Genomic DNA, 20,854 nt, shown 5'->3' with positions numbered 1-20,854 from the left:
GACCCGATGGTAGCCGTCGGGTGGGCCGGATCAGCTGCTGGCGTTACCGGCCTGCCACGTGTTCCACGGCACCTCCCAGTCGCCGTAGGTGTCCCATACGGGCAGCAGCTGGCCGCCCGAGTTGGTGATCTCCACGACGTCGCCGACGCCGAAGTGGTCGAAGAACCACTGGGCGTTGTCGGGTGAAAGGTTCACGCAGCCGTGCGACACGTTGCTGGCCCCCTGCTGTCCGACCGACCAGGGCGCCGAGTGGACGAATTCGCCGTCGTTGGAGATGCGTTCGTCCAGGTCCACCTTCTCGCGGTAGTACCCGGGCTGGCCGGCGCAGACCCCGTAACTGCAGGAGTCCATGATGATCGACGGCGATTTCTCCGAAATGACGTGCGGCCCTTCGTGGGACGGGAAACCGGGCGAGCCGAGACTCATCGGCATCTGGTTCACCTGCGCACCATTGTGCAGGATCGTCAGCTGTTCGGTGTTGCCGTCGGCCTGCGCGATCCAGGAGTCGTGCACCGTGTAGTCGGCGCTGTTGTTCTCGGCGCCGAACACACCGTCGCCGAGGTCGACACCGAAGACGTCGGCTTCGATGTGGATCTTGGTGCCCGGCTGCCAGTACTGCGCGGCGCGGTAGTGCACATCCTTGTCATCGACCCAGTACCACGCGCCCGGCTGCGCCGGGGTGACCGTGACCTTCAGATGCTTCTGCGCCTCCGCCTTGTTCGCCACCGGCGCGGTGAACTGGAACACCATCGGCTGCCCCACTCCGATACCGGTCTGGGCGACCAGATCCGGCGCGGGCACCACGTTCGCGTATGCCTTGTGGCCGGCGTCGATGGTGGTGACGGTGACGGTCTTGTCGGTCGCGACCTGGGCGAGGTTGACCGCTCGGGCATCGACGCGGTAGGTGGCCCCGTAGTTCAGCGGATCCTTCGAGGTCCAGCTGTGATGGTCGGCGCCGAAATCACCGGCGACCGTTTTGCCGTCCCCGTCGGTGACGGTGACCGTGGTGAGCATGCCGTCTGCGGAGTTCACCACGAGGGGCGTCGCCGGATTGAGTGGTCCGTGATCGGCCGCGGGCACATCGATCCCCGCGGGCGCGGTGATATCGGGCCCCTTGGACACCGGTGTCGAGGTGGTGCGGCCCGAGCCGCCACATCCGCCGACGAGCACGACGATCGCCGTCAGTACCGCCGACACCACCAATAGAGATCGACGCCTGCGCACGTCCTCACCGCCTCTGTCTCGCACCATCGCATGCACGGCGCCCACCCGGGACACAGCAGCCTCCAGTCCACACCATGAATCCGGTGTCGCACCGCAGCAGAGCGTACGTGTCGTCGCCGCTCGGCGCGCGCCCGGCATGGCCGGACCAGGCGTTTTGCCGCATTCGGGGTATTCGGCGGGGTGTGGCGCCGGCTCACCCCTCGCGGGTGAGTGCAACGGCAGCGTGAGGGCACACAGTGAAGCGATCTTCGATGTCTATCGAGGAAGGTGACCGATGCCCAGGCGAGATGGCTCCCGGTGGCGGACCACCGCGGCCGCGATCGGCGACTACCTCCGGCACGCGCCCGGCACCTACGTCTGGCTGGCCATCCTGCTCGTGTCCACCCTCGTGATCCGGCACCTGTCCCCCGATCAGGCCGAAATCCTGCTCGGCAACCGCTCGACCAATCTGCACCACCTGCGCGAGGACCCGGTGCACGTGCTGATCTCCAGCGCCTTCTGGCTCGCCGGCGGCGGCTGGCTCGGCTACGCGGTCAGCTACAGCATCTTTCATGCCCAGGCCGAACGCTGGCTGGGGACGCTGCGCTGGCTGGCGGTGGTGGTCATCGCGCACGTCGGCGCGACCTACCTCAGCGAAGGCGTGCTGTATTGGGCTATTCATCACGGTCACGCACCCGAATCCGCGGTGAACACCCTCGATTACGGCGTGAGCTACGCCTTGGCGGGTGTGATCGCCGTCCTGGTGTACCGGATCGCGAAGCCGTGGCGGTATGCGTATCTGCTCGGGGTGGTCGTCTTCTACGCGATCCTGGTGTTCGCGAACCGAACCTTCACCGACATCGGACATTTCAGTGCGATGGTGCTCGGTTTGGCCTGCTATCCGCTGACCCTCGGGCGGCCGGGAGTGTGGGATCCGGAGCTGGCGGTGCGTGGGCTCGCGGGGTCGGTGCGACACCGGTAATCACACCGCCGGGCAGGCGCCGCGGCAAGGATTGGATTCAGCGCGATCCAGAGTGCTGACCCCGCACCGGAATTCCCCTAACGTGACGTTTCGCCCATCCAGAGCGATCGAGAGACCCGGCTCCACGACGTCGCAGCAACCCCCCGACTGGGTGTGGGTGCTACCGCCGGGACCGATGGAGGAAACCATGGTACGCAGCGTCTTTCACGTCGGCCAGGATGATCCGATGGCCGCGCCGCTGCTGGCGGAGCTGGCCATCGAATACAGCAGCCGCTACGGCGGGAGCGTCGGTGAGGTCCACGCCGATCTGGTGAACTACCCGGCCGCCGATTTCGCGGCCCCGCACGGCGATCTGCTGGTGGTGGTCGAGGACGGCGAACCCGTCGCCGGCGGGGCGTTTCGCCGCTACGACGAGCGCACCGCCGAATTGAAACGCATCTGGACCGCGCGTGAACACCGCCGCCGCGGCCTGGCGACCTTCGTACTCGGCGAACTCGAGGCCGAAGCGCTGCGCCGCGGATATCGGCGGATCTTCCTGACCACCGGTCCTCGGCAACCCGAAGCGGTGGCCCTCTACCTGTCGGCGGGGTACACACCGCTCGAACGCACCCCGTCCGTCCAGCCCGGTCTGCTCGCGCATCCGTTCGAGAAGTACCCGACGCGGGTAGCGAACACCCAGCGGCGCAATCGTTTCGGCCGCGCGCGCGACGGTGGGCACACCCCGGTGCGGTCCGGATTCCGCTATTCACCGGTGCGCGGCGAGGCCGGTGCCGTCCACGTATGAAGTTCCGCATCGATCCACCCGGAGTCATCGAATGAAACGAATCCTCTCGCCGGCGCTCGCGCTCACCGCGACGCTGGCGATCGCCGCCTGCGCGAACACCACCGGTGGTGGTGGCGACGCCGGTCCCCCGCAGCCGGGCGGCACCCTGCGCTACGGCCTGTCGCAGGCACCGACCTGCTCGGATCCGGCCCAGGCCGGTACCAACCAAACCCTGTACGTGGCACGCCAGATCGTGGATTCGCTCACCGATCAGGATCCCGCGAGCGGAGAGATCAAGCCCTGGCTGGCCACGTCCTGGCAGGTGAGCCCGGACGCGAAGACCTTCACCTTCCATTTGCGGCCCGACGTCACGTTCAGCGACGGCACGCCGCTGACCGCCACGTCGGTGCAGAAGAACTTCGACGCCGTCGTGCACACCCTCACCGCGGCGAAAGCGCCGCTGGGAGCGAGCTATCTGGCCGGGTACGCGGGCACCACTGCCGTCGATCCACTCACCGCCGAGGTTCGATTCGACGCGCCGAACGCCCAGTTCCTGCAGGCCTCGTCGACACCGCAGCTGGGCATTCTCGCGGACGCGACCACCGCGAAACCCGCCGAACAGCGCTGCCTCGGCGACAATATCGGCAGCGGTCCGTTCGTCTACGCCGGCTATCGCCAGGACGCCTCGGCCACGCTGGTGAAGCGCCCCGGATATCGGTGGGGTTCGGCGGTATTCGCTCATTCCGGCGAGGCGTATCTGGATCGCATCGAATTCACTGTCGTCCCCGAGGCCGGGGTGCGGACCGGCAGCCTGTCGTCGAATCAGCTCGACGCCGTCAGTGACGCGCTGCCCCAGGACGTTCCGCAACTCGAGGCCGCCGGCGCCGAGGTGCAGTTCGACTCGAACCCGGGCGTTCCCTTCGGGCTGCAACCGAATGTGAGTCGCGCGCCGCTGTCGGATTCCGCCGTGCGCCAGGCCCTGTTGCACGGAATCGATCGCAAGCAGCTGGTGGACACGGTGCTGGGGCCGCAGTTCCTGCCCGCCACCGGGCCGCTGGCCTCGAAAACGCCCGGCTACGTGGATCTTTCGAAGTCGATTGCCTACGATCCCGACCAGGCGCGCCGCATTCTGGATCAGGCCGGATGGGTGCCCGGTGGCGACGGCATCCGGGTGAAGGACGGGCGGCGGCTGTCGTTCGGTGTCCTGTTCGGTGCGCAATTCGCGGCGAATCAGGCGACCTTGGAACTGGTACAGCAGCAATTGCGCAAGATCGGGGTGGACATCCGGCTGGAGTTGACGCCCGTCGCCGACTACACCGCGCGGCAGAACTCCGGGGATTTCGATGCCACCTACTTCAACACCACCCGCGCCGACGGAGACATCCTGCGCACCACGTTCGGGCGGGGTCAGCGAAACCTCAACCAGCGCGGTCCGATTCCGGCGCTGGACCAGGCTCTCGCCGACCAGCTGTCGACCACCGATCCGGCGGCGCGGGCGGGGATCATCGGGCAGGCGCAGCGATCGGTGATCGAGAACGGATTGTGGTTGCCGACCATCGAATTGTCGCAGGCGATCGGAGTGTCCGGCGCGGTGCACGATCTGAAGTTCGAGGCCTCGGCGCGCCTGCAGTTCTACGACACCTGGTTGAGCAAGCGATGACGCGATATGTGATCGTGCGGGTGCTGCAGGCGGTGGGCGTGCTGTGGGCGGCGTTCACCATCTCCTTCGCCGTCCTGTTCCTGCTGCCGTCGGATCCGGTGCAGATGGCCGTCGACGCGGATCCGGGCGTACCTCCGGATCCGGCCGCCATCGCGGAACTGAGGGCCAGATACGGGCTGGATCGCTCGGTGCCGGAACAGTATTGGACCGCGCTCACCCACGCCGTCCGAGGTGATCTCGGACGCTCGCTGAACACCGGGCAGTCCGTCACCGGCGCGCTGGCGCAATCGATTCCCTCGACGCTGGCGCTGGCCGGCCTCGCGCTGCTGCTGGCGATCGTCTTCGGCGCCGCGCTGGCGGTGGCCGCGTCCTACACCCGGCGCCCCTGGTTGCGGAATGTGCTGACGGCGCTGCCGCCGATCGGTGCGGCCATGCCCACCTTCTGGGTGGGACTGCTTCTGCTGCAACTGTTCTCGTTCCGGCTCCGCCTCGTGCCCGCATTCGGCGGAACCGGCTTCAGTGGCACGATCCTGCCCGCGATAACGCTGGCCGTGCCGGTCGGCGCGGTGATCGCGCAGGTGTTCCACAGCGGTCTGGCCTCCACGTGGCGGCAGCCGTTCGTCGATGTGGCCTTCGCCAAGGGCGCCTCGCGGCTGTGGGTGCTGTGGCGGCACGTGCTCCGCGCCGCGGCCGGACCGGCGTTGACCGTCGCCGGACTCTGGGTCGGCACGGTGCTGGCGGGTTCCGTGGTGGTCGAAACCGTGTTCTCGCGCGGCGGTCTGGGCCGGCTCACTCAGAACGCGGTACTGCATCAGGACATTCCGGTGGTGCAGGGCATCGTCGTGATCGCCGCGCTGGCGTTCGTGGTGGTGAACCTGGCGGTGGATCTGATCTATCCGCTCCTGGACCCCCGCGTAGCGGTCGCCCGCGAGAAGGTGGGCGCTCATGTCTGACACACTGCTCATCGCCGAACCCGCCGCCACCCGGATCGCGGGACTGCGGCGGGCGGCGGCGCCGAAACGCTGGCGCGCCACCGCCGGACTCGCGGTGTCGATCCTCGTGCTGATCGTGGTCCTCGGCTGGGCGGTCGCGCCCTCGCTTCTCGCCGGCGACGATCCCCGCGCGGGCGTGCCGGCGGAGAAATTCCGCGGCCCGAGCCTGCAGCACTGGTTCGGCACCGACAACCTCGGCCGCGACCTGTACACCAGGGTGGCGCACGGGGCGGCACTGACACTGTCGGCGACCGTGTGTGCCGTGCTGCTGGGATTGGTGATCGGTTCGGCGATCGGTCTCGTCTCGGGCACTCTCGGCGGGACCGTCGATGCCGTCGTCATGCGCGGAGTCGATGTGCTGCTGGCGATTCCGGAGCTGTTGTCGGCACTGGTCCTCATCACCGTGCTCGGGCTGGGCACCCGGAATGTGGCCATCGCGGTGGGAGTGGCGCTGATCGCCCGGTTCGCGCGGGTGATGCGCGCGGAAGTGCTGCGGGTGCGTCGCGCGCCCTACGTGGAGGCGGCGTTCGCGTCCGGGGTGCGCTGGCACACGGTGCTGTTGCGCCACATCCTGCGCACCGCGTACGCGCCGGTCGCCGCGCTGGCCGCGGTCGAATTCGGCGTCGCGGTGCTGGCGATTTCGTCGCTCAGCTTCCTCGGCTACGGTGCCGCGCCACCCACCCCGGAGTGGGGTTCGCTGATCTCCGAAGGACGCAACTACCTCGTGCTCGCCTGGTGGATGACCACCCTGCCCGGCCTGGTGATCGTCGCGGTGGTGCTGGCCGCCCAGCGCATCGGCCGCGCGATCGGGACCACGGAGGACCGATGAGACACACTGGCCCGACCTCTCGTCGGTCCGACCGGGTGCGGGTGTCCGGTAAGGCACAGGAGGTTCGACGATGAGTGACGAGACGTTGTTGCGGGTCCACGATCTGCGCGTTCGCTACGGCGGCACGCCGGTGGACGCGGTCTCCGGTGCGACGCTGGAGATCGCGCGCGGGGAGACCGTCGCGCTGGTCGGCGAATCGGGCTCGGGCAAATCCACACTCGCCCATGCCGTCATCGGCCTGCTGCCTCCGTCGGCGGAGGTGTCCGGCGGCGGAATCGTTTTCGACGGGCACCGGCTCGACACCACGTCCGAACGCACCCTGCGCGGCCTGCGGGGTGCGCGCATCGGACTCGTCCCGCAGGATCCCGGAACGTCGCTGAACCCGGTGCAGCGCATCGGCGACCAGGTGGCGGAGGTGTTGCGCATCCATCGGCGGGCCGACCGTCGCACGGCGCGGCTGGAGGCGGTGCGGTTGCTCACCGAGGCGGGCCTGGACCGGCCGGAGGTGCGGGCACGGCAGTATCCGCAGGATCTGTCCGGCGGGCAGCGCCAGCGAGTGCTGATCGCGATCGCACTGGCCTGCGCACCGGAACTGGTGATCGCCGACGAGCCGACCAGCGCGCTGGACGTCACCGTACAGCGCCGCATTCTCGACCACCTCGCCGATCGCACCGCGCAGCTCGGCACCGCGGTACTGTTGATCACCCACGACCTGGCAGTGGCCGCCGACCGGGCCGATCGGATCGTGGTGATGCGGCACGGCCGGATCGTCGAAACCGGAACCACAACAGCCGTTCTCACCGATCCGCAGCACGAGTACACCGCCGAGTTGCTCGCCGCCGCGCCGAGCGCCGAGACACCGGTGCGCCGGGCTCGCCCGCGTGCGGAACGACCGCTGCTGGCGGCGACCGGTCTGCGCAAGAGTTTCCGGATCGCGCGGGGCGTGCGCACGGATGCGGTCGACGACGTGTCACTGGATCTCGATCGCGGCGAAACACTCGCGCTGGTCGGCGAATCCGGCTCCGGCAAGACCACCACCGCTCGCATCCTCGCGAGGCTGTCCGCACCCGACGCGGGCAGTATCCGCTTCGACGGGCGCGATGTCGCCGGGTTGCGCGGCGCAGGGCTGCGGGAGTTTCGCCGCCGCGTCCAGGTGGTGTACCAGAACCCGTACACGTCGCTGAATCCCACCCTCAGCGTCGCGAAGATTGTCGGAGAACCGTTGCAGGCCTTCGGGATCGGCGATCGCCGCGAACGCCGCGCCCGGGTCGCCGAACTGCTCGAACAGGTCGCTCTGCCCGGCGAGGTCGCGGACCGGCGCCCGGAACGGCTGTCGGGCGGGCAGCGGCAGCGTGTGGCGATCGCGCGGGCGCTGGCGCTGCGCCCGGATGTGCTGGTGCTGGACGAGCCGGTGTCGGCACTCGATGTCGGGGTGCAGGCGCAGATCCTGGCACTGCTGGAGCGACTGCAGTCCGAACTGGAGCTGAGCTATCTGTTCATCTCCCACGATCTGGCCGTGGTGCGCCGCATCAGCGACCGCGTAGCGGTGATGCGGCGAGGGCGGATCGTCGAAACAGCCACCACCGCAACGCTGTTCGACAACCCCAGGCACGAATACACGCGCGAGTTGCTCGCCGCGGTGCCGGGCGGGTTCGCGCGGCCGGTGATCGAACGGTCCGCCTGAGGTCGCGAACTATTCCTCGGAGTCGGCCGGGTCGGGGTCGCCGGCGCCGGCCTGCCGGTCCCGCCACACCCAGAACACCGCGGAGGCGACCAGCGCCCACCCGGCGAGCACCAGATACGGGAAGATGTGCTGGTGGCCGGAAAAATACACCGCGGTGTGCTGGGCGTTGACCGAGGCACCCGGCGGTAGCCAGCGTCCGATCGCGCCGAGCACCGACGGCAGCAGCGGCCACGACACCGCGCCACCGGAGGACGGATTGCCCAGCAGCACCATCACGCCCCAGGTCGGGATCATCGCCCAGCGTCCGAACAGCGCGCTGAACATCGAGAAGATCATGCCCGAGGTGAACATCGTGAACGCCAGAATCCCCCACGACTGCAGGAACGGCAGCGTCAGCGCGCCCAGCCACCAATCCACCACGGCGGCGATGGCGAACCCGCCCAGCAGTGCGTAGGCGACGGTGAACGCGATCCGCTGCCCCGCGCTCAGCGCACCGGCGTGCACATTGAGCTGGATCGCGCCGACGAAGCCGATGATCACCGCCGCCAGCGTGATGTAGAAGATCGCCAATCCGCGCGGATCGCCCGGCTGCAGCGGATTGATATCGGTCACCGCGATCGGTATCCGGGTCTGGCGGCTCGCCTCGGCGGCCGCGGTGACGACCACCTGGGCCACCGACGACCCGGACGCGCCGGAAATATCGACGGGGATCCGCTCCGCTTCGCGCACATCCAGGATGGCGAACACCCGCTGCGATTCGACGGCCTCGCGCGCCGCGGCCGGAGTGTCGTAATGCAGCGGATGGAGGGAGCCGTTCAGAGCCTGATCCATGGTGTCGAGGAAGCGCTGGTCGGGTGCGGGCACCGCGGTGCCCGCATCGACGACCGCGACCGGAATCCGGTGTGGTGTCGGATTGGCGAGGATATAGGTGTAGGAGCCGGCGAACAGTCCGGCCGCGATCGCCAGGATGAACACCAGCACCGTCGCCGGCAGATACGGCGAGTACCGGAATCGTTGCCGGCGGCCGCGCCATCCGGTCGGGGCCACCGGCACCGCGGCCGGGATATTCCGCTCGTTGTCGGACATGCCGCCACCTTAGGAGCCCGCGGCTCCGGAATTCCGGAAGCGGGCAGACGCGGCGGCCCGCGCAATCCGAGCCGTTCTCGCCGACGCGGCTCCCCGCCGATACCGCCCGCCGCAAGAATAGAATTCACCGCGATCGAGAGTGCTGACGCCGCAGGCGATTTCTCATAGTTTGAGCTTCTGCCCATCCGGCGATCGCGAGACTTCTCCGCTTCCCGCGAACCGCGATTCGGCGGTGTCTCTCCTGTCGATCGAAAGGACGCCCTCACATGTCGTCGTTCCCGCCTCTGCTCGGGGTGGAATTGTCCGGCACGGGTATCCACCCGGCGTCGTGGCGGCGGGCCGACTCCCGCGCCGAAGAGCTGTTCACGCCCGGCTACTGGCTCGATGCGATCACCGCCGCCGACCGGGCCGGACTCGACTTCGTCTTCCTCCCGGACTCCTTCGGTGTGGACACCGGTGGTTACGGCCCGCTCGACGCGATCGCGATCGCCGCCCGCGCCGCCGCCGCGACCCGGAGCATCGGGCTGATCCCGCAGGCGACGGTCACCCATACCGAACCGTTCCATGTGTCCAAGGCGATCGCCGCACTCGACTACGCCACCTACGGCCGGGCCGGTTGGGAGGTCGCGGTCTCCGCGGCCCCCGAGCAGACGACGCTGTTCGGCCGCAAACAGCCGCAGGACGACGCCTCGCTGTGGCGCGAGGCCGACGAGGCGATCGAGGTGGTGACCCGGCTGTGGGACAGCTGGGAGGACGACGCCGAGATCCGCGATCTCGCGACCGGCCGCTTCATCGACCGCGACCGATTGCACTACATCGACTTCGAGGGCGAGAACTTCTCGGTCAAGGGTCCATCGATCACGCCTCGCCCACCGCAGGGTCAGCCGCCGATCGCGGTGCGCGCCGCGTCACCCGCCAGCACCCGCCTCGCGGTCCACCGCGCCGATCTGATCCGGGTCGGCGCCGCCGACCTCGACGAAGCGGCCGCCCTGCGCACCCGGCTGCGCTCCGCGGTCGCCGCGGCCGGTCGATCTCCCGACGAGGTGCGGATCCTGCTCGACGTCGAGGTGCATCTGGCCGCGAGCGAGGACGGTGCGCACGCCGAACTCGACCAGCTGGACTCCTGGGGCCCGGCGGCGCCGCTCGCGACCGTGCGCCACCTCGGCACCGCCGACGGACTGCGCGCGCTGTTCGAGCGGGCCCAGCGCGAGTGCGCCGCCGACGGTCTGGTGTTGCGGCCGTTGGCGGTGCCCGCGTTCACCGCCGCGCTCGACCGGCCGGCACGCAGCCTTCGCGGCCGCATCGGATTGACGCGTCCGGCCAACCGCTACGCACTCGCCCGAGGATGAGGATGCCGAAACAACAGGTACGCAAGCAGATTCATCTGGCCGCCCACTTCCCGGGGGTGAACAACACCACGGTGTGGAGCGTGCCGGAATCGGGCAGCCAGATCGAGTTCGACTCCTTCGTCCACCTGGCGCGCACCGCCGAGCGGGGATTGTTCGACTTCTTCTTCCTCGCTGAAGGGTTGCGCCTGCGCGAACACCGCGGCCGGATCTTCGACCTCGATGTGGTCGGTCGTCCCGACACCTTCACCGTGCTCGAGGCGCTCGCCGGGGTCACGACCCATCTCGGCCTGGCCGGCACGATCAACACCACATTCAACGAACCCTTCGAACTCGCACGGCAATTCGCCAGCCTGGACCATCTGTCGGGTGGGCGGGCCGCCTGGAACGCCGTCACCTCGTCCGACGCGTTCACCGGTGAGAATTTCCGGCGTGGTGGTTATCTGGACCACTCGCAGCGCTACGTGCGCGCGGCGGAAGTGGTCGACGCGACCCGCGCGATCTGGGACAGTCGCGCCGGCGGGGCGCCGGTCGTCGACCGCGAACGCGGGGTGTTCGGCGGCTCGGCGCCCCGATTCAGGTATCGCGGAACGCAATTCGACATCGAAGGTGTCTTCGGGTTGCCGGCGAGCCCGCAGGGATATCCGGTGCAGATCCAGGCCGGTGATTCCGAGGAGGGCCGGGAGTTCGCCGCCGCGAAGGCCGATGCGATCTTCAGCCGCCACGGCGAACTCGAGGACGGGCGCCAGTTCTACACCGACATCAAAACCCGGCTCGCGAAGTACGGCCGCCGGCGCGACGATCTGAAGATCCTGCCCGCCGCGACGTTCGTGCTCGGTGACAGCGACGCCGACGCGCAGGAGCGGGCGCGGGAGATCCGGCTGCAGCAGGTCGGACCGCAGACGGCGATCGCCTTCCTCGAACAGGTCTGGGGCCGTGACCTTTCCGGCTACGACCCCGACGGTCCGCTGCCCGGGATCGATCCGGTCGACAACGCGGACATCACCCGTGGGCGCGTCCGGCACGCCAAGGACCCGCGCGCGGTGGCCGAGGCCTGGCGCGCCAAGGCCGAGGCCGAGAAGCTGAGCATCCGGGAACTGATCATCGAGGTGACCGCGCGCCAGCAGTTCGTCGGCACGCCCGCTCAGGTCGCCGCGGAGATCGATCGGTACGTGCAGTCCGACGCCGCCGACGGCTTCGTGCTCGTCCCCCATCTCACGCCCGCCGGACTCGACGAATTCGTGGACAAGGTCGTTCCCGAGCTCCAGGAGCTGGGCAGTTTCCGAACCGAATACACCGGTGTGACCCTGCGCGAACATCTGGGGCTGCGCCATCCGCATCGCGGCAGCGAAGGAGTGCGAGCGTCATGACCGTGCCGTTGTCGATTCTGGATCTCTCCCCCGTCAGTGTCGGGTCCACACCGCGGCAGGCGCTGCGCAACACCGTCGACCTGGCCCGTCACGCCGAGTCGTGGGGTTATCGCCGATTCTGGGTCGCCGAACACCATTTCGTCGCGGTGGCCTCCTCCGCGCCGACCACGCTCATCGCCTTGATCGCGGCTGCCACCGACACGATCCGGGTCGGCTCGGCCGCTGTGCAGGCCGGCCACCACACTTCCGCGGCGGTGGTGGAGGCGTTCGGCACCATCGACGCGCTGTATCCGGGTCGGCTGGATCTGGGCCTGGGGCGCTCGGCGCATCGGATCGCCGAGGTGCGCTCGGCGGGGGTGAAACCGGTGCCCGCTCCCGAACGCCCGACCCGGGTGCGCGACGGTGTCGTGATCCCGCCGCCGTTCAGTTCCGGACGGTTGCTCGATACCGCCCGGCTGGCGGCGAGTTTCGAGGCGCTGCAACTGCCCGGGACCCAGCCGCTGGACTACGGCCGTCAGGTCCGCGAGATCCGCGACCTGCTGACCGGGAACTACCGCAGCTCGGAAGGTATCGCCCTGCATGCTGTTCCGGGTGAGGGTGCCGAGGTTCAGTTGTGGCTGTTCGGTAGTTCCGGCGGTGAGAGCGCTCAGCTCGCGGGCCGGCTCGGACTGCCGTTCGCGGCCAACTATCACGTCTCCCCCGGCACGATCGTCGAGACGGTGGAGGCATACCGCGCCGCCTTCCGGCCGTCGGCGGTTCTCGACCGGCCGTATCTGGTGGTGTCGGCCGATGTGGTCGTCGCCGACGACGACGCGACCGCCGCCCACCTGGCCTCGACCTACGGGCATTGGGTCTACAGCATCCGCAGCGGCGCCGGCGCCGCCGAATACCTCGACCCCGACACCGCGCCCGCGCTGACCGAACAGCAGCAGCGCCTGGTGCACGATCGCGTCACCACCCAGTTCGTCGGCGCACCGGGTTCGGTCGCCGAACGGCTCTCGGCGCTGCAGCAGTTGACCGGCGCCGACGAACTCGTCGTCACCAGCGTCACCTACCGGCACGAGGACCGGCTGCGCTCACACGAACTGCTCGCCGCCGAATGGGGATTACCGCAGATCCGCGCCGCCTAGGCGCCGGGCCGCGCCGCGGCCTCGTTGCCGGCCGGAATCCAGGGCGGTGTCGGCATCCTGCCGTCAGCGCTGTGGCGGGCGGCGAAACGAGGGGGCCATGAGTTGTTCGCGGTATCCGAACTACTGCCCACTGCCTGCCTTGCCGTGGTTGCCGCGATCGTGCTGACGGTGGCGCCCGCCCTCGGCCGCCCGTTCGCCGCCGAGCCCGTATCGCATGCGGGCACAGACGCGCCGTATCCGCTGTGCTCGGCCGCCGGATGGGCGCCGAACTCGGTTCGGCACGCGGGTGCGCCGATCTCGTCCGCAACGCCGCAGTGGTACCCGGCGCCGTTCGCCGGCGATCGCCCGGCGGATGCTCCCACATCGGGCACCTGTCCGCGGCCCGCATCCGGCAGGTCGGCTGCCGTGCGGCCGAACCCGGAGCCGTGCCCGCCGGCACGATCGACAGTGATCCGAATCCGTTGCGGCACTTGCCTTGTCTGCCGTCGGGATCGACCCGATATCGCAAACCGAATGCCCGGATTGCCGCCATCGCGTTAAACTGCTTGCGAGATAGGCGGTTTCGATGCATGTAACTGAGTTCTTCATGCCGTTCGGTTCGGAGGGGGCCAATCCCGCCGAATCGGAGGCCGAGCAGGTCATGTGGGCCTGGCTCGAACGTTGTGATCTGGTTCCCTCGGAGCCGACTCGCCGGCGCATGCGCCGGACCCGGCCGGCTCGTATGTACGCGCTGTGGTGCCCGTACGCAGGGGTGGACGCACTGGGATTGCTGAGCCGATTCACCGCGTGGGCTTTCATCGTCGACGATCAGTTCGACATCGAAGTTCCCGACCCGGCACGGACCTTGGCGACCATCACCGAATTGGAGGAGGTGTTCGACGACGGTGCGCGACCGCGCGGGGTGCTCGCGGTGGCCTTCGCCGAACTCTGGCGCGAACTGTGCGCCGGACGTTCCACCCAGTGGCGCCATGCCGTGCGCACCGAACTCTCGGCGTGGCTGTGGACCTACTACACCGAGAGCATCGGACGGCTCACCGATCGCTATCCCGATCTCGACGACTATCGGGCCCACCGGCGCGATTCCGTGGCGCTGTACGTATTTCTCGATATCAGCGAGATCGCGGAGGGCGTCGACCTGTGTGCGGCAGCGCGCGGCCTGCCGTCGTTTCGTGCGATACGGGAGGCGTCCGTCGAACATATGGGACTGTTCAACGACATCCTGTCCATCGACTCCGACGAGGCCTCGGAGTATCTGTACAACTCGGTGCTGCTGGCCGAGCGGCAGCAGGGCCTCGACCGGAAACAGGCGGTGGAGGTGGTCGACCGGATGCTCACCGGATGTGTGCGCCGGATGCTGACGGGCATCGATGCACTGCCCGCCGAACTCGACGCGGCGGGCCTGTCCGGCCGCGAGCGCGCCGATATCCTCAGCACCGCAACCTGTTACACCCGATATGTACGAGCCAACTTCGACTACCACTATCAGGCCGCGCGCTACACCAGTGCACCGCGCGAGGCACTCGAACACGGCGCACCCCTGACCTGACGGACAACCCGCGGGCGTTGCGCAAACGCAACCCGGGCCACCGCCCGGCCCGCGGGTTCCGGTGCGACGATGAATACTTCACGCACCGCCGACCGCGACGCGGAGCGGGCGCGGCGGCTGTGCCCTAGCGAGCGGGGCCGGTAATGCGATCATCCAAACCCACCACCTCCCCTCCGGAACAACGCCTTCCCGCGGCGGACCGCAAGGACTGCGCGCTCCCCCGCGAACCCGGGCGCCGCCCACGCGTCACCACCGATGCCGCACCGGGTACGCGCTCTGCGGGGGCCTTGCTCGCCGATGCCCGCACAGCGATCGCGCCGGTTCTGCGGGCCGCTGTCGCGACGCTCGGCCACCCCTTGGACCGGATGGCCGGGTACCACTTCGGCTGGTGCGACGCCGAGGGCAGGCTGCGCGCCGGTGCGCACGGCAAGGGCCTGCGCCCGGCACTGACCCTGGCCGCCGCGGCCGCCTGCGGCGCACCGGCCGCCGATGCCGTCCACGCCGGTGCCGCGGTCGAACTGCTGCACAACTTCTCCCTCGTGCACGACGACGTGATGGACGCCGATCCGTTGCGCCACGGCCGGCCCACGGTCTGGCGGGTGTGGGGCACCACCAATGCCACGCTGCTCGGAGACGCGTTGCAGGCGTTGGCCTTCGCCGTGCTCTCCGACGGCGGAGTGCCGGAGGAGACCGGCGCCGCCGCCGTGATCCGGCTGGCCCGCACCGCCGCTACGCTGTGCCACGGCCAATATCAGGACTGTGATTTCGAGACCCGGCCGGATGTGAGCGTCGAGGACTATCTGTCCATGGCGGCGGGCAAAACCGCTGTGCTGCTGGGGTGTTCGTGCGCGCTGGGCGCGTTGTGCGCGGGTGCGGATTCGCGGACGGTGGCCGCGTTCAACACCTTCGGCCGCAATCTGGGGCTCGCGTTCCAGCTGGTCGACGACGCCATCGACATCTGGGGCGATCCGGCGGTGACCGGTAAACCCGCGCTCAGCGACCTGGCCGCACGGAAGCGGTCGTTTCCGGTGGTGTGCGCACTGGCCTCCGACACCGACGCGGGCCGCGAATTGGCCCGGCTGTACAGCGAGCCACGGCCGATGACGCCGGCCGACGTAGCGCGCGCGGCCGAACTGGTCGCTGCCGCCGGTGGCCGTGAACTCACGCGCGACTACGCCGACCGGGCGTTGCGTTCCGCGCTGGCCGGGCTGCCGTCAGGTGTGGCCCGGGGCGATCTCGAAACCCTCGCACACGTGGTGGTCCGGCGGAACAGGTGAGCCGGTCCGCGATCACCCGCAAGCGATCGCGGACCGGCCCTCGATTTCCGGCGGCTCCTCGGTAGCGGCGCCCTAGGGTCGGGTGCCCTTGCGGCGGCTTCGTATCACCACCAGCGCGCCGAGAAGCAGTCCGAGGAGGACGACACCGGCGATAACCACCGCGAGGACCGTGGGCGAAACCCCGTCGCCGGATTCCGAGGCGGCCGATGCCGGCGATCGAGCGCCGCTGTTCGCGGAGGACGAGGCGTCCGGTGTCTGCGTCGCGTGCTCACCGAATATGCCCTCTGCCGTGGCGGATTCGTAATGCGGTCCGGGTTCGGGAGCCCCGCCGACGGTCACATCCAGGCGAATCGGGACCGGCGCACCGACCCCTTCGACATTCGAGGCGCTGACGGAGACGGCGATGTAGTACCCACCCGCCAGGCTCTGTTCGGCGCCCTTGCCGGCTCCGGCCGTGCGATTGCTGTAGCGCACCGGCAGCGTGGCCAGCGGATCGCCGGCCGGCATCGTCGCGGATTCTCCGTTGTAGCTGGCGAAGTCGTGGCCGATCTCGGTGCGAATCGGCGAGTACAGCGTGGTCGTGACCCGCGACAGCCCGTCCAGTCCGTGCTTGTCGGAGTCCAGGAAATTCACCCGGTAGGCGAGGCCCTGGCCCCATCCGAGCGGAACCCGATAGAACACCGACTCGCCACGCTGCAGGGTGTCGGAATAGCTGCCGGAACCGTCCAATGTGGTTGCGGCATTGAACGATCCGCCTCCCGTCACCGCGACGGCACTGCCGGCCGGTGGCGTGAACGCGCTCGGTGTCGTCGCCGCGGGCGGGCCGGGGTCGAGGGCCGCGGGCTCGATTCCGAACAGCAACTCCATCGGCATCTGCTGTGGCATGTTGTCGGCGACGCCGTGCCACTCGGGTGCGAAGTAGTAGCGCCCGCCGCCGCGGCACGCGTTCGCGGCGCTGTCGGATCCGGAATCGGTCTTGGTCGCGCCGTCCCACGCCTTGGTCACGGTCAGCGCCACACCGTCACTGGTGTTCACGACCTGCTCGAACTCGAAGACGTTGCAGTCCTTGCCGTCTTCGCCGTACACCCGCAGGTACAACACGCTGTTGTCGCTACCGGACTGTTTCTGCCGGGCGTGCGGGAAGGCGACCGTCGCACTGAAGTAGGCCATCGCACCCTGTGGCACGTCCAGGGCGTAGTACTTCGTCTCATGTTGGGCGATCGTGTCCAGATATCGGCCCGGCGCCGCGACCGGCGCGTCTCGATAGCTCGCGGCGCCGGTGATCGGTGCGCCGATCGGCGTGTAGGTGCGCAACGCCGCCTGGCTCACCCTGGGCAGGACGCTTTCGAGCGAGGTGCCGTCGGCGGCGTCGGTGTACGTACCGCCGGTCTGTTGCGCGATACACGTGAGCTGTTTACGGGCGGGCCCGTCGACACCGAATCCGATGGCGTGCACCACGATCCTGGCGCCCTGGCGCTCGAGTTCCCGGGCGACCTCACAGGGATCCGGTGGCGCGCAGGTGTCTTCGCCGTCGGAGACGAGGACGATCGAACGTGGCCCCTCCTTCGGAAGCGCCTCGGCGGCCGCCCGCAGCGCGGCGCCGATCGGCGTATATCCACTGGCCTCGATACCGTCGACGGCGGTGTTCACGGCGGCTCTGTCGATGATGTCGGCGCCGCGCAGCGTGCGCACATCCGCGCAGCCGGCGGTCTTCTCCGCGTCCGAAGATCCGGTTCCGGTTCCGTACACCGTCAGTCCCACCTTCGACCGCGGTGGGGCCGCGGCGACGAAACTGTGTACGGCGGCCTTGGCCGCATCCAGTTTCGTGCCGCCGCCGGGATCGGGGGCCCGCATGGATCCCGAGGCGTCCAGCACCAGCATGGTGGGCGCGTACTCGGGTTGCTGCTGCGCGTGCACCGGCACCGCGGTGAGCGCAACCGCGGCCGCTGCCGCCCCGAGCGTCAGCAGCTTCCTCAATCTCGACATACTCTCCACTCCGATGACTCCCAAGATCAACAGACCCTAATACGACAAATCCGGCTGCCTGCTATCGAATCGGCCGCGTCGGCTATAACTGCTGCATGGGAAAGTTCGGCGAGGATGGTCGCAGTACGGACGCGGCGCCGTCGATGGCTCGGACTTCCCTGCTGCGGGAATTGCCCACCACCGAACGCGGGTTGCGCACCCGCTCGGCGCTGATCGCCGCCGCCCGCCGGGTCTTCGAGACCAGTGGCTATCTCGACACCCGGCTGGTGGACATCACGACTGCGGCCCATTGCTCCTCCGGCACCTTCTACACCTATTTCTCCAGCAAGGAAGAGATCTTCGCGGCGGTCCTGGAGATCGCCCAGGAGGACATGTTGCATCCGGGGATGCCGCATGTGCCCGAGGCCGACGATCCGGCCGCGGTCGTCGCCGCCAGCAACCGCGCCTATTTCGAGGCCTACCAGCGCAACGCCAAACTCATGGGCCTGCTGGAACAGGTCGCCAATATCGACCCCGAATTCCGGGTGCTGCGCCAGCGCCGCGCCGAGGCGTTCATCGACCGCAACGCACGCAGTATCGAATCGCTGCAACGTCGGGGACTGGCCGATCCCGAGCTGGATCCGCTCCTCGCCTCGCGCGCCCTCTCCGGGATGGTGAGCCGCCTGGCCTTCGGGCATTTCGTGGGCGGTGACGACACCGACCGCCCGGTCGACCTGGACGAGCTGACCTACACCGCGACCCGGTTGTGGGTCAACGCGCTGCGTATCCCGGCCAAGTCCTGACTCGCCGTTTCGCCCTTCGGCGCGGCGCGGACCTGCTACAACAGCGGAGTGTGGCGTGCGCGCACACCCGAAATTGAACTTGACGTCGACCTCAACTACGGTGGGGTGACATCACGGACAGGGACAGAGGTACGGCAGTGCAGGTTGCGCAGAAAGTGGCCATCGTGACCGGCGGCGGAGGCGGTATCGGCGGTGCGCTCGCCGCCCGCCTCACCGCCGCGGGCGCGCGAGTCGTCGTCGCCGATCTCGACGAGGCGGCCGCGAAGAGCGTCGCCGACGCGGTGTCGGCCGAGCATCCCGGCGCATGCGTGAGCGCGGGTGCCGACGTCAGCGATCCGGAGGCGATCGCGAGCCTGATCACGCTGGCGGAGAGGACGTTCGGCCCGGTCGACCTGTACTTCGCGAACGCCGGCATCGCCGGTGCGGTCGGGCTCGAGGTCGCCGAGGCCGACTGGGACCGATCCTTCGACGTCAACGTCCGCGCACACATCCGCGCCGCCACCCAACTGGTCCCCCGGTGGCTCGAGCGCGGCGAGGGGTACTTCGTCAGCACCGCCTCGGCGGCCGGACTGCTCACCCAGATCGGGTCGGCCACCTACTCGGTGACCAAACACGCCGCCGTCGGCTTCGCCGAATGGTTGTCGGTCACCTACGGCGACAAGGGAATTCGAGTCAGCTGCCTGTGCCCCATGGGGGTCGACACGCCGCTGCTGTACGCCGGGCGCGACTCCGGCGACCGGCTCGGCGCGGCCTCGACCCAGGCGGTGACCGCCGCGGGCGAGGTACTGGAACCCGCGCAGGTGGCGGACGCGGTGCTGGCCGCGATCGACACCGAGCAGTTCCTGATCCTGCCGCATCCGAGCGTGCTCGAGATGTACCGGCGCAAGGGATCCGACTACGACCGCTGGCTGGCCGGCATGCGCCGCTACCAGCACAGTCTGCTCGACGAGAACTGAAGCTGCACACCAGATTTCACAACGATCAGGAGATCACATGTCGATGTTCGACATCTCCGAGCGGGCCGAGGAATATCGCGGCCGGCTGCTGGAGTTCATGGAATCGCACGTCTACCCCGCCGAAGCCGTCTACGACGAGCAGATGCGCGCCGCCGGTGATCCGCACTTCCAGCCGCCGATCCTCGAAGAGCTGAAGGCCGAGGCGCGGCGGCGCGGTCTGTGGAATCTGTTCCACCCCTACGCGGAATGGGGTCCGGGCCTGACCAACCTCGAGTACGCACCGCTGGCCGAGATCATGGGCCGCAGCCATCTGGCGCCGGAGGCATGCAACTGCAATGCCCCGGATACCGGAAATATGGAGGTCTTCACGCTCTTCGGCACCGACGAGCACAAGGAGAAGTACCTGAAGCCGTTGCTGGCCGGCACGATCCGCTCGGCATTCGCGATGACCGAACCCGCGGTCGCCAGCTCCGACGCCACCAATGTGGAACTGTCGATGGTGCGCGACGGCGACGAGTACGTCCTCAACGGCCGCAAGTGGTTCGCCTCCAACGCGCTGCATCCGAACTGCACCGTGCTGATCGTGATGGGCAAGACCGATCCCGACGCCGCACCGCACCGCCAGCAGTCGATGATGGTCGTGCCCATCGACGCCCCGGGCGTGACCGTGCTGCGCGGCCTGCCGGTCTTCGGCTATCAGGACCGCGAGGGACATGCCGAAATCGACTTCGAGAATGTCCGCGTACCGCTGAAAGACGTGCTGAAGGGCGAGGGTGAGGGCTTCGCGATCAGCCAGGCCCGGCTCGGCCCCGGCCGCATCCACCACTGCATGCGGGCCATCGGAATGGCCGAGCGCGCATTGGAATTGATGTGCCGGCGCGCGAGCACGCGCATCACCTTCGGTAAGCCGATCGCCGCCAACGCCAACATCCAGGACTGGATCGCCGAAGCGCGCATCGATATCGAGATGATCCGGCTGCTGACCCTCAAAGCGGCCTATCTGATGGATACCGTCGGCAACAAGGAGGCGCGCACGGAGATCGCCGCGATCAAGGTGGCCGCGCCGAATATCGCCCTGAAGATCGTCGACCGCGCCATTCAGGTCCACGGCGGCGCCGGTGTCACCGACGACTTCCCGCTCGCCATGGCGTGGGCGCATCTGCGCACGCTGCGGCTGGCCGACGGGCCCGACGAGGTGCACAAGCGCACGCTGGCCCGGCAGGAACTGCGCAAGTATCGAGATGTGAAGGCGGGCAACTGAT

Annotated in this window: 16 protein-coding genes, 1 pseudogene and 1 riboswitch; of the genes and pseudogenes, 14 read left to right on the top strand and 3 right to left on the bottom strand. The window is 68.8% G+C overall.

Translation table 11 applies throughout. The features are described from left to right. Positions 1 to 30: 30 nt before the first annotated feature. Complete coding sequence (locus NMI01S_RS11885) at positions 31 to 1,251, bottom strand: L,D-transpeptidase (protein WP_062996985.1); 1,221 nt, start codon at positions 1,249 to 1,251, stop codon at positions 31 to 33. 247 nt (positions 1,252 to 1,498) lie between these two features. Between NMI01S_RS11885 and NMI01S_RS11880 the strand changes: the two genes are divergently transcribed. The 6 genes and pseudogenes from NMI01S_RS11880 to NMI01S_RS11855 all read left to right on the top strand — a co-directional run bounded on the left by NMI01S_RS11880 (position 1,499) and on the right by NMI01S_RS11855 (position 8,113). After that, the gene (locus NMI01S_RS11880; RefSeq protein ID WP_062996565.1) at positions 1,499 to 2,185 is read left to right on the top strand and encodes a rhomboid-like protein; all 687 of its coding nucleotides are present in this window, start codon (positions 1,499 to 1,501) and stop codon (positions 2,183 to 2,185) included. A 91-nt stretch (positions 2,186 to 2,276) separates the two neighbouring features. Next, positions 2,277 to 2,367: riboswitch (SAM riboswitch) on the top strand. Next, positions 2,361 to 2,837 (top strand): annotated as a pseudogene (locus NMI01S_RS11875) (GNAT family N-acetyltransferase); the annotation flags it as partial. Its footprint overlaps the riboswitch before it by 7 nt. A gap of 163 nt (positions 2,838 to 3,000) precedes the next feature. Further along, the gene (locus NMI01S_RS11870) at positions 3,001 to 4,608 is read left to right on the top strand and encodes an ABC transporter substrate-binding protein (RefSeq protein WP_062996563.1); all 1,608 of its coding nucleotides are present in this window, start codon (positions 3,001 to 3,003) and stop codon (positions 4,606 to 4,608) included. After that, on the top strand, positions 4,605 to 5,561 hold the full coding sequence (locus NMI01S_RS11865) for an ABC transporter permease (protein ID WP_062996561.1): 957 nt from the start codon (positions 4,605 to 4,607) through the stop codon (positions 5,559 to 5,561). Before NMI01S_RS11870 ends, NMI01S_RS11865 begins: the two co-directional genes overlap by 4 nt. Continuing rightward, positions 5,554 to 6,429 carry an ABC transporter permease gene (locus tag NMI01S_RS11860; protein ID WP_062996559.1) on the top strand — a complete coding sequence of 292 codons (876 nt, stop codon included), beginning with the start codon at positions 5,554 to 5,556 and terminating at the stop codon, positions 6,427 to 6,429. Before NMI01S_RS11865 ends, NMI01S_RS11860 begins: the two co-directional genes overlap by 8 nt. 70 nt (positions 6,430 to 6,499) lie before the next feature. After that, positions 6,500 to 8,113 (top strand): dipeptide ABC transporter ATP-binding protein, encoded by a 1,614-nt coding sequence (locus NMI01S_RS11855; protein ID WP_062996557.1) that lies wholly within the window; start codon positions 6,500 to 6,502, stop codon positions 8,111 to 8,113. 9 nt (positions 8,114 to 8,122) lie between these two features. Here NMI01S_RS11855 and NMI01S_RS11850 read toward each other — a convergent pair whose 3' ends face one another. After that, positions 8,123 to 9,199: an ABC-2 transporter permease gene (locus NMI01S_RS11850; protein ID WP_062996555.1), complete on the bottom strand. Its 1,077-nt coding sequence runs from the start codon at positions 9,197 to 9,199 to the stop codon at positions 8,123 to 8,125. Positions 9,200 to 9,465: 266 nt separating this feature from the next. Between NMI01S_RS11850 and NMI01S_RS11845 the strand changes: the two genes are divergently transcribed. The 5 genes from NMI01S_RS11845 to NMI01S_RS11820 all read left to right on the top strand — a co-directional run bounded on the left by NMI01S_RS11845 (position 9,466) and on the right by NMI01S_RS11820 (position 15,868). After that, a complete protein-coding gene (locus NMI01S_RS11845; protein ID WP_062996553.1) occupies positions 9,466 to 10,548 on the top strand; it encodes an LLM class flavin-dependent oxidoreductase in 1,083 nt (360 codons plus the stop codon). A gap of 2 nt (positions 10,549 to 10,550) precedes the next feature. Continuing rightward, positions 10,551 to 11,915 (top strand): NtaA/DmoA family FMN-dependent monooxygenase, encoded by a 1,365-nt coding sequence (locus tag NMI01S_RS11840; RefSeq protein WP_062996551.1) that lies wholly within the window; start codon positions 10,551 to 10,553, stop codon positions 11,913 to 11,915. Then, positions 11,912 to 13,045, top strand: coding sequence for an LLM class flavin-dependent oxidoreductase (locus NMI01S_RS11835; protein WP_062996549.1), 1,134 nt, complete (start codon positions 11,912 to 11,914; stop codon positions 13,043 to 13,045). The genes NMI01S_RS11840 and NMI01S_RS11835 overlap by 4 nt, the downstream gene beginning before the upstream one ends. Before the next feature lie 565 nt (positions 13,046 to 13,610). Beyond that, complete coding sequence (locus NMI01S_RS11825; RefSeq protein WP_063920714.1) at positions 13,611 to 14,591, top strand: terpene synthase family protein; 981 nt, start codon at positions 13,611 to 13,613, stop codon at positions 14,589 to 14,591. A gap of 143 nt (positions 14,592 to 14,734) precedes the next feature. Continuing rightward, entirely contained in the window at positions 14,735 to 15,868 is a 1,134-nt protein-coding gene (locus NMI01S_RS11820; protein ID WP_084512874.1) for a polyprenyl synthetase family protein, read from the top strand. Between the two features lie 72 nt (positions 15,869 to 15,940). Here NMI01S_RS11820 and NMI01S_RS11815 read toward each other — a convergent pair whose 3' ends face one another. Beyond that, complete coding sequence (locus NMI01S_RS11815) at positions 15,941 to 17,854, bottom strand: vWA domain-containing protein (RefSeq protein WP_157126140.1); 1,914 nt, start codon at positions 17,852 to 17,854, stop codon at positions 15,941 to 15,943. A 143-nt stretch (positions 17,855 to 17,997) separates the two neighbouring features. Between NMI01S_RS11815 and NMI01S_RS11810 the strand changes: the two genes are divergently transcribed. The 3 genes from NMI01S_RS11810 to NMI01S_RS11800 all read left to right on the top strand — a co-directional run bounded on the left by NMI01S_RS11810 (position 17,998) and on the right by NMI01S_RS11800 (position 20,853). Continuing rightward, complete coding sequence (locus NMI01S_RS11810; RefSeq protein WP_036501446.1) at positions 17,998 to 18,636, top strand: TetR/AcrR family transcriptional regulator; 639 nt, start codon at positions 17,998 to 18,000, stop codon at positions 18,634 to 18,636. Positions 18,637 to 18,773: 137 nt separating this feature from the next. Beyond that, complete coding sequence (locus NMI01S_RS11805; protein ID WP_062996539.1) at positions 18,774 to 19,592, top strand: SDR family oxidoreductase; 819 nt, start codon at positions 18,774 to 18,776, stop codon at positions 19,590 to 19,592. Positions 19,593 to 19,629: 37 nt separating this feature from the next. Further along, a complete protein-coding gene (locus NMI01S_RS11800) occupies positions 19,630 to 20,853 on the top strand; it encodes an acyl-CoA dehydrogenase family protein (RefSeq protein WP_062996537.1) in 1,224 nt (407 codons plus the stop codon). Position 20,854: the final 1 nt, after the last annotated feature.

The sequence above is a fragment of the Nocardia mikamii NBRC 108933 genome, from assembly GCF_001613505.1.
In the GTDB taxonomy this organism is placed as follows: domain Bacteria; phylum Actinomycetota; class Actinomycetes; order Mycobacteriales; family Mycobacteriaceae; genus Nocardia; species Nocardia mikamii.
The sequence above is the reverse complement of the archived record's forward strand: the minus strand, read 5'-3'. Positions and strand labels throughout refer to the sequence as shown.

Bases quoted from the DNA above. Each gene is read 5' to 3' on its own strand.
- NMI01S_RS11885 (WP_062996985.1), bottom strand. From the start codon at position 1,251: ATGGTGCGAGACAGAGGCGGTGAGGACGTGCGCAGGCGTCGATCTCTA.
- NMI01S_RS11880 (WP_062996565.1), top strand. From the start codon at position 1,499: ATGCCCAGGCGAGATGGCTCCCGGTGGCGGACCACCGCGGCCGCGATC.
- NMI01S_RS11870 (WP_062996563.1), top strand. From the start codon at position 3,001: ATGAAACGAATCCTCTCGCCGGCGCTCGCGCTCACCGCGACGCTGGCG.
- NMI01S_RS11865 (WP_062996561.1), top strand. From the start codon at position 4,605: ATGACGCGATATGTGATCGTGCGGGTGCTGCAGGCGGTGGGCGTGCTG.
- NMI01S_RS11860 (WP_062996559.1), top strand. From the start codon at position 5,554: ATGTCTGACACACTGCTCATCGCCGAACCCGCCGCCACCCGGATCGCG.
- NMI01S_RS11855 (WP_062996557.1), top strand. From the start codon at position 6,500: ATGAGTGACGAGACGTTGTTGCGGGTCCACGATCTGCGCGTTCGCTAC.
- NMI01S_RS11850 (WP_062996555.1), bottom strand. From the start codon at position 9,199: ATGTCCGACAACGAGCGGAATATCCCGGCCGCGGTGCCGGTGGCCCCG.
- NMI01S_RS11845 (WP_062996553.1), top strand. From the start codon at position 9,466: ATGTCGTCGTTCCCGCCTCTGCTCGGGGTGGAATTGTCCGGCACGGGT.
- NMI01S_RS11840 (WP_062996551.1), top strand. From the start codon at position 10,551: ATGCCGAAACAACAGGTACGCAAGCAGATTCATCTGGCCGCCCACTTC.
- NMI01S_RS11835 (WP_062996549.1), top strand. From the start codon at position 11,912: ATGACCGTGCCGTTGTCGATTCTGGATCTCTCCCCCGTCAGTGTCGGG.
- NMI01S_RS11825 (WP_063920714.1), top strand. From the start codon at position 13,611: ATGCATGTAACTGAGTTCTTCATGCCGTTCGGTTCGGAGGGGGCCAAT.
- NMI01S_RS11820 (WP_084512874.1), top strand. From the start codon at position 14,735: ATGCGATCATCCAAACCCACCACCTCCCCTCCGGAACAACGCCTTCCC.
- NMI01S_RS11815 (WP_157126140.1), bottom strand. From the start codon at position 17,854: ATGTCGAGATTGAGGAAGCTGCTGACGCTCGGGGCGGCAGCGGCCGCG.
- NMI01S_RS11810 (WP_036501446.1), top strand. From the start codon at position 17,998: ATGGCTCGGACTTCCCTGCTGCGGGAATTGCCCACCACCGAACGCGGG.
- NMI01S_RS11800 (WP_062996537.1), top strand. From the start codon at position 19,630: ATGTCGATGTTCGACATCTCCGAGCGGGCCGAGGAATATCGCGGCCGG.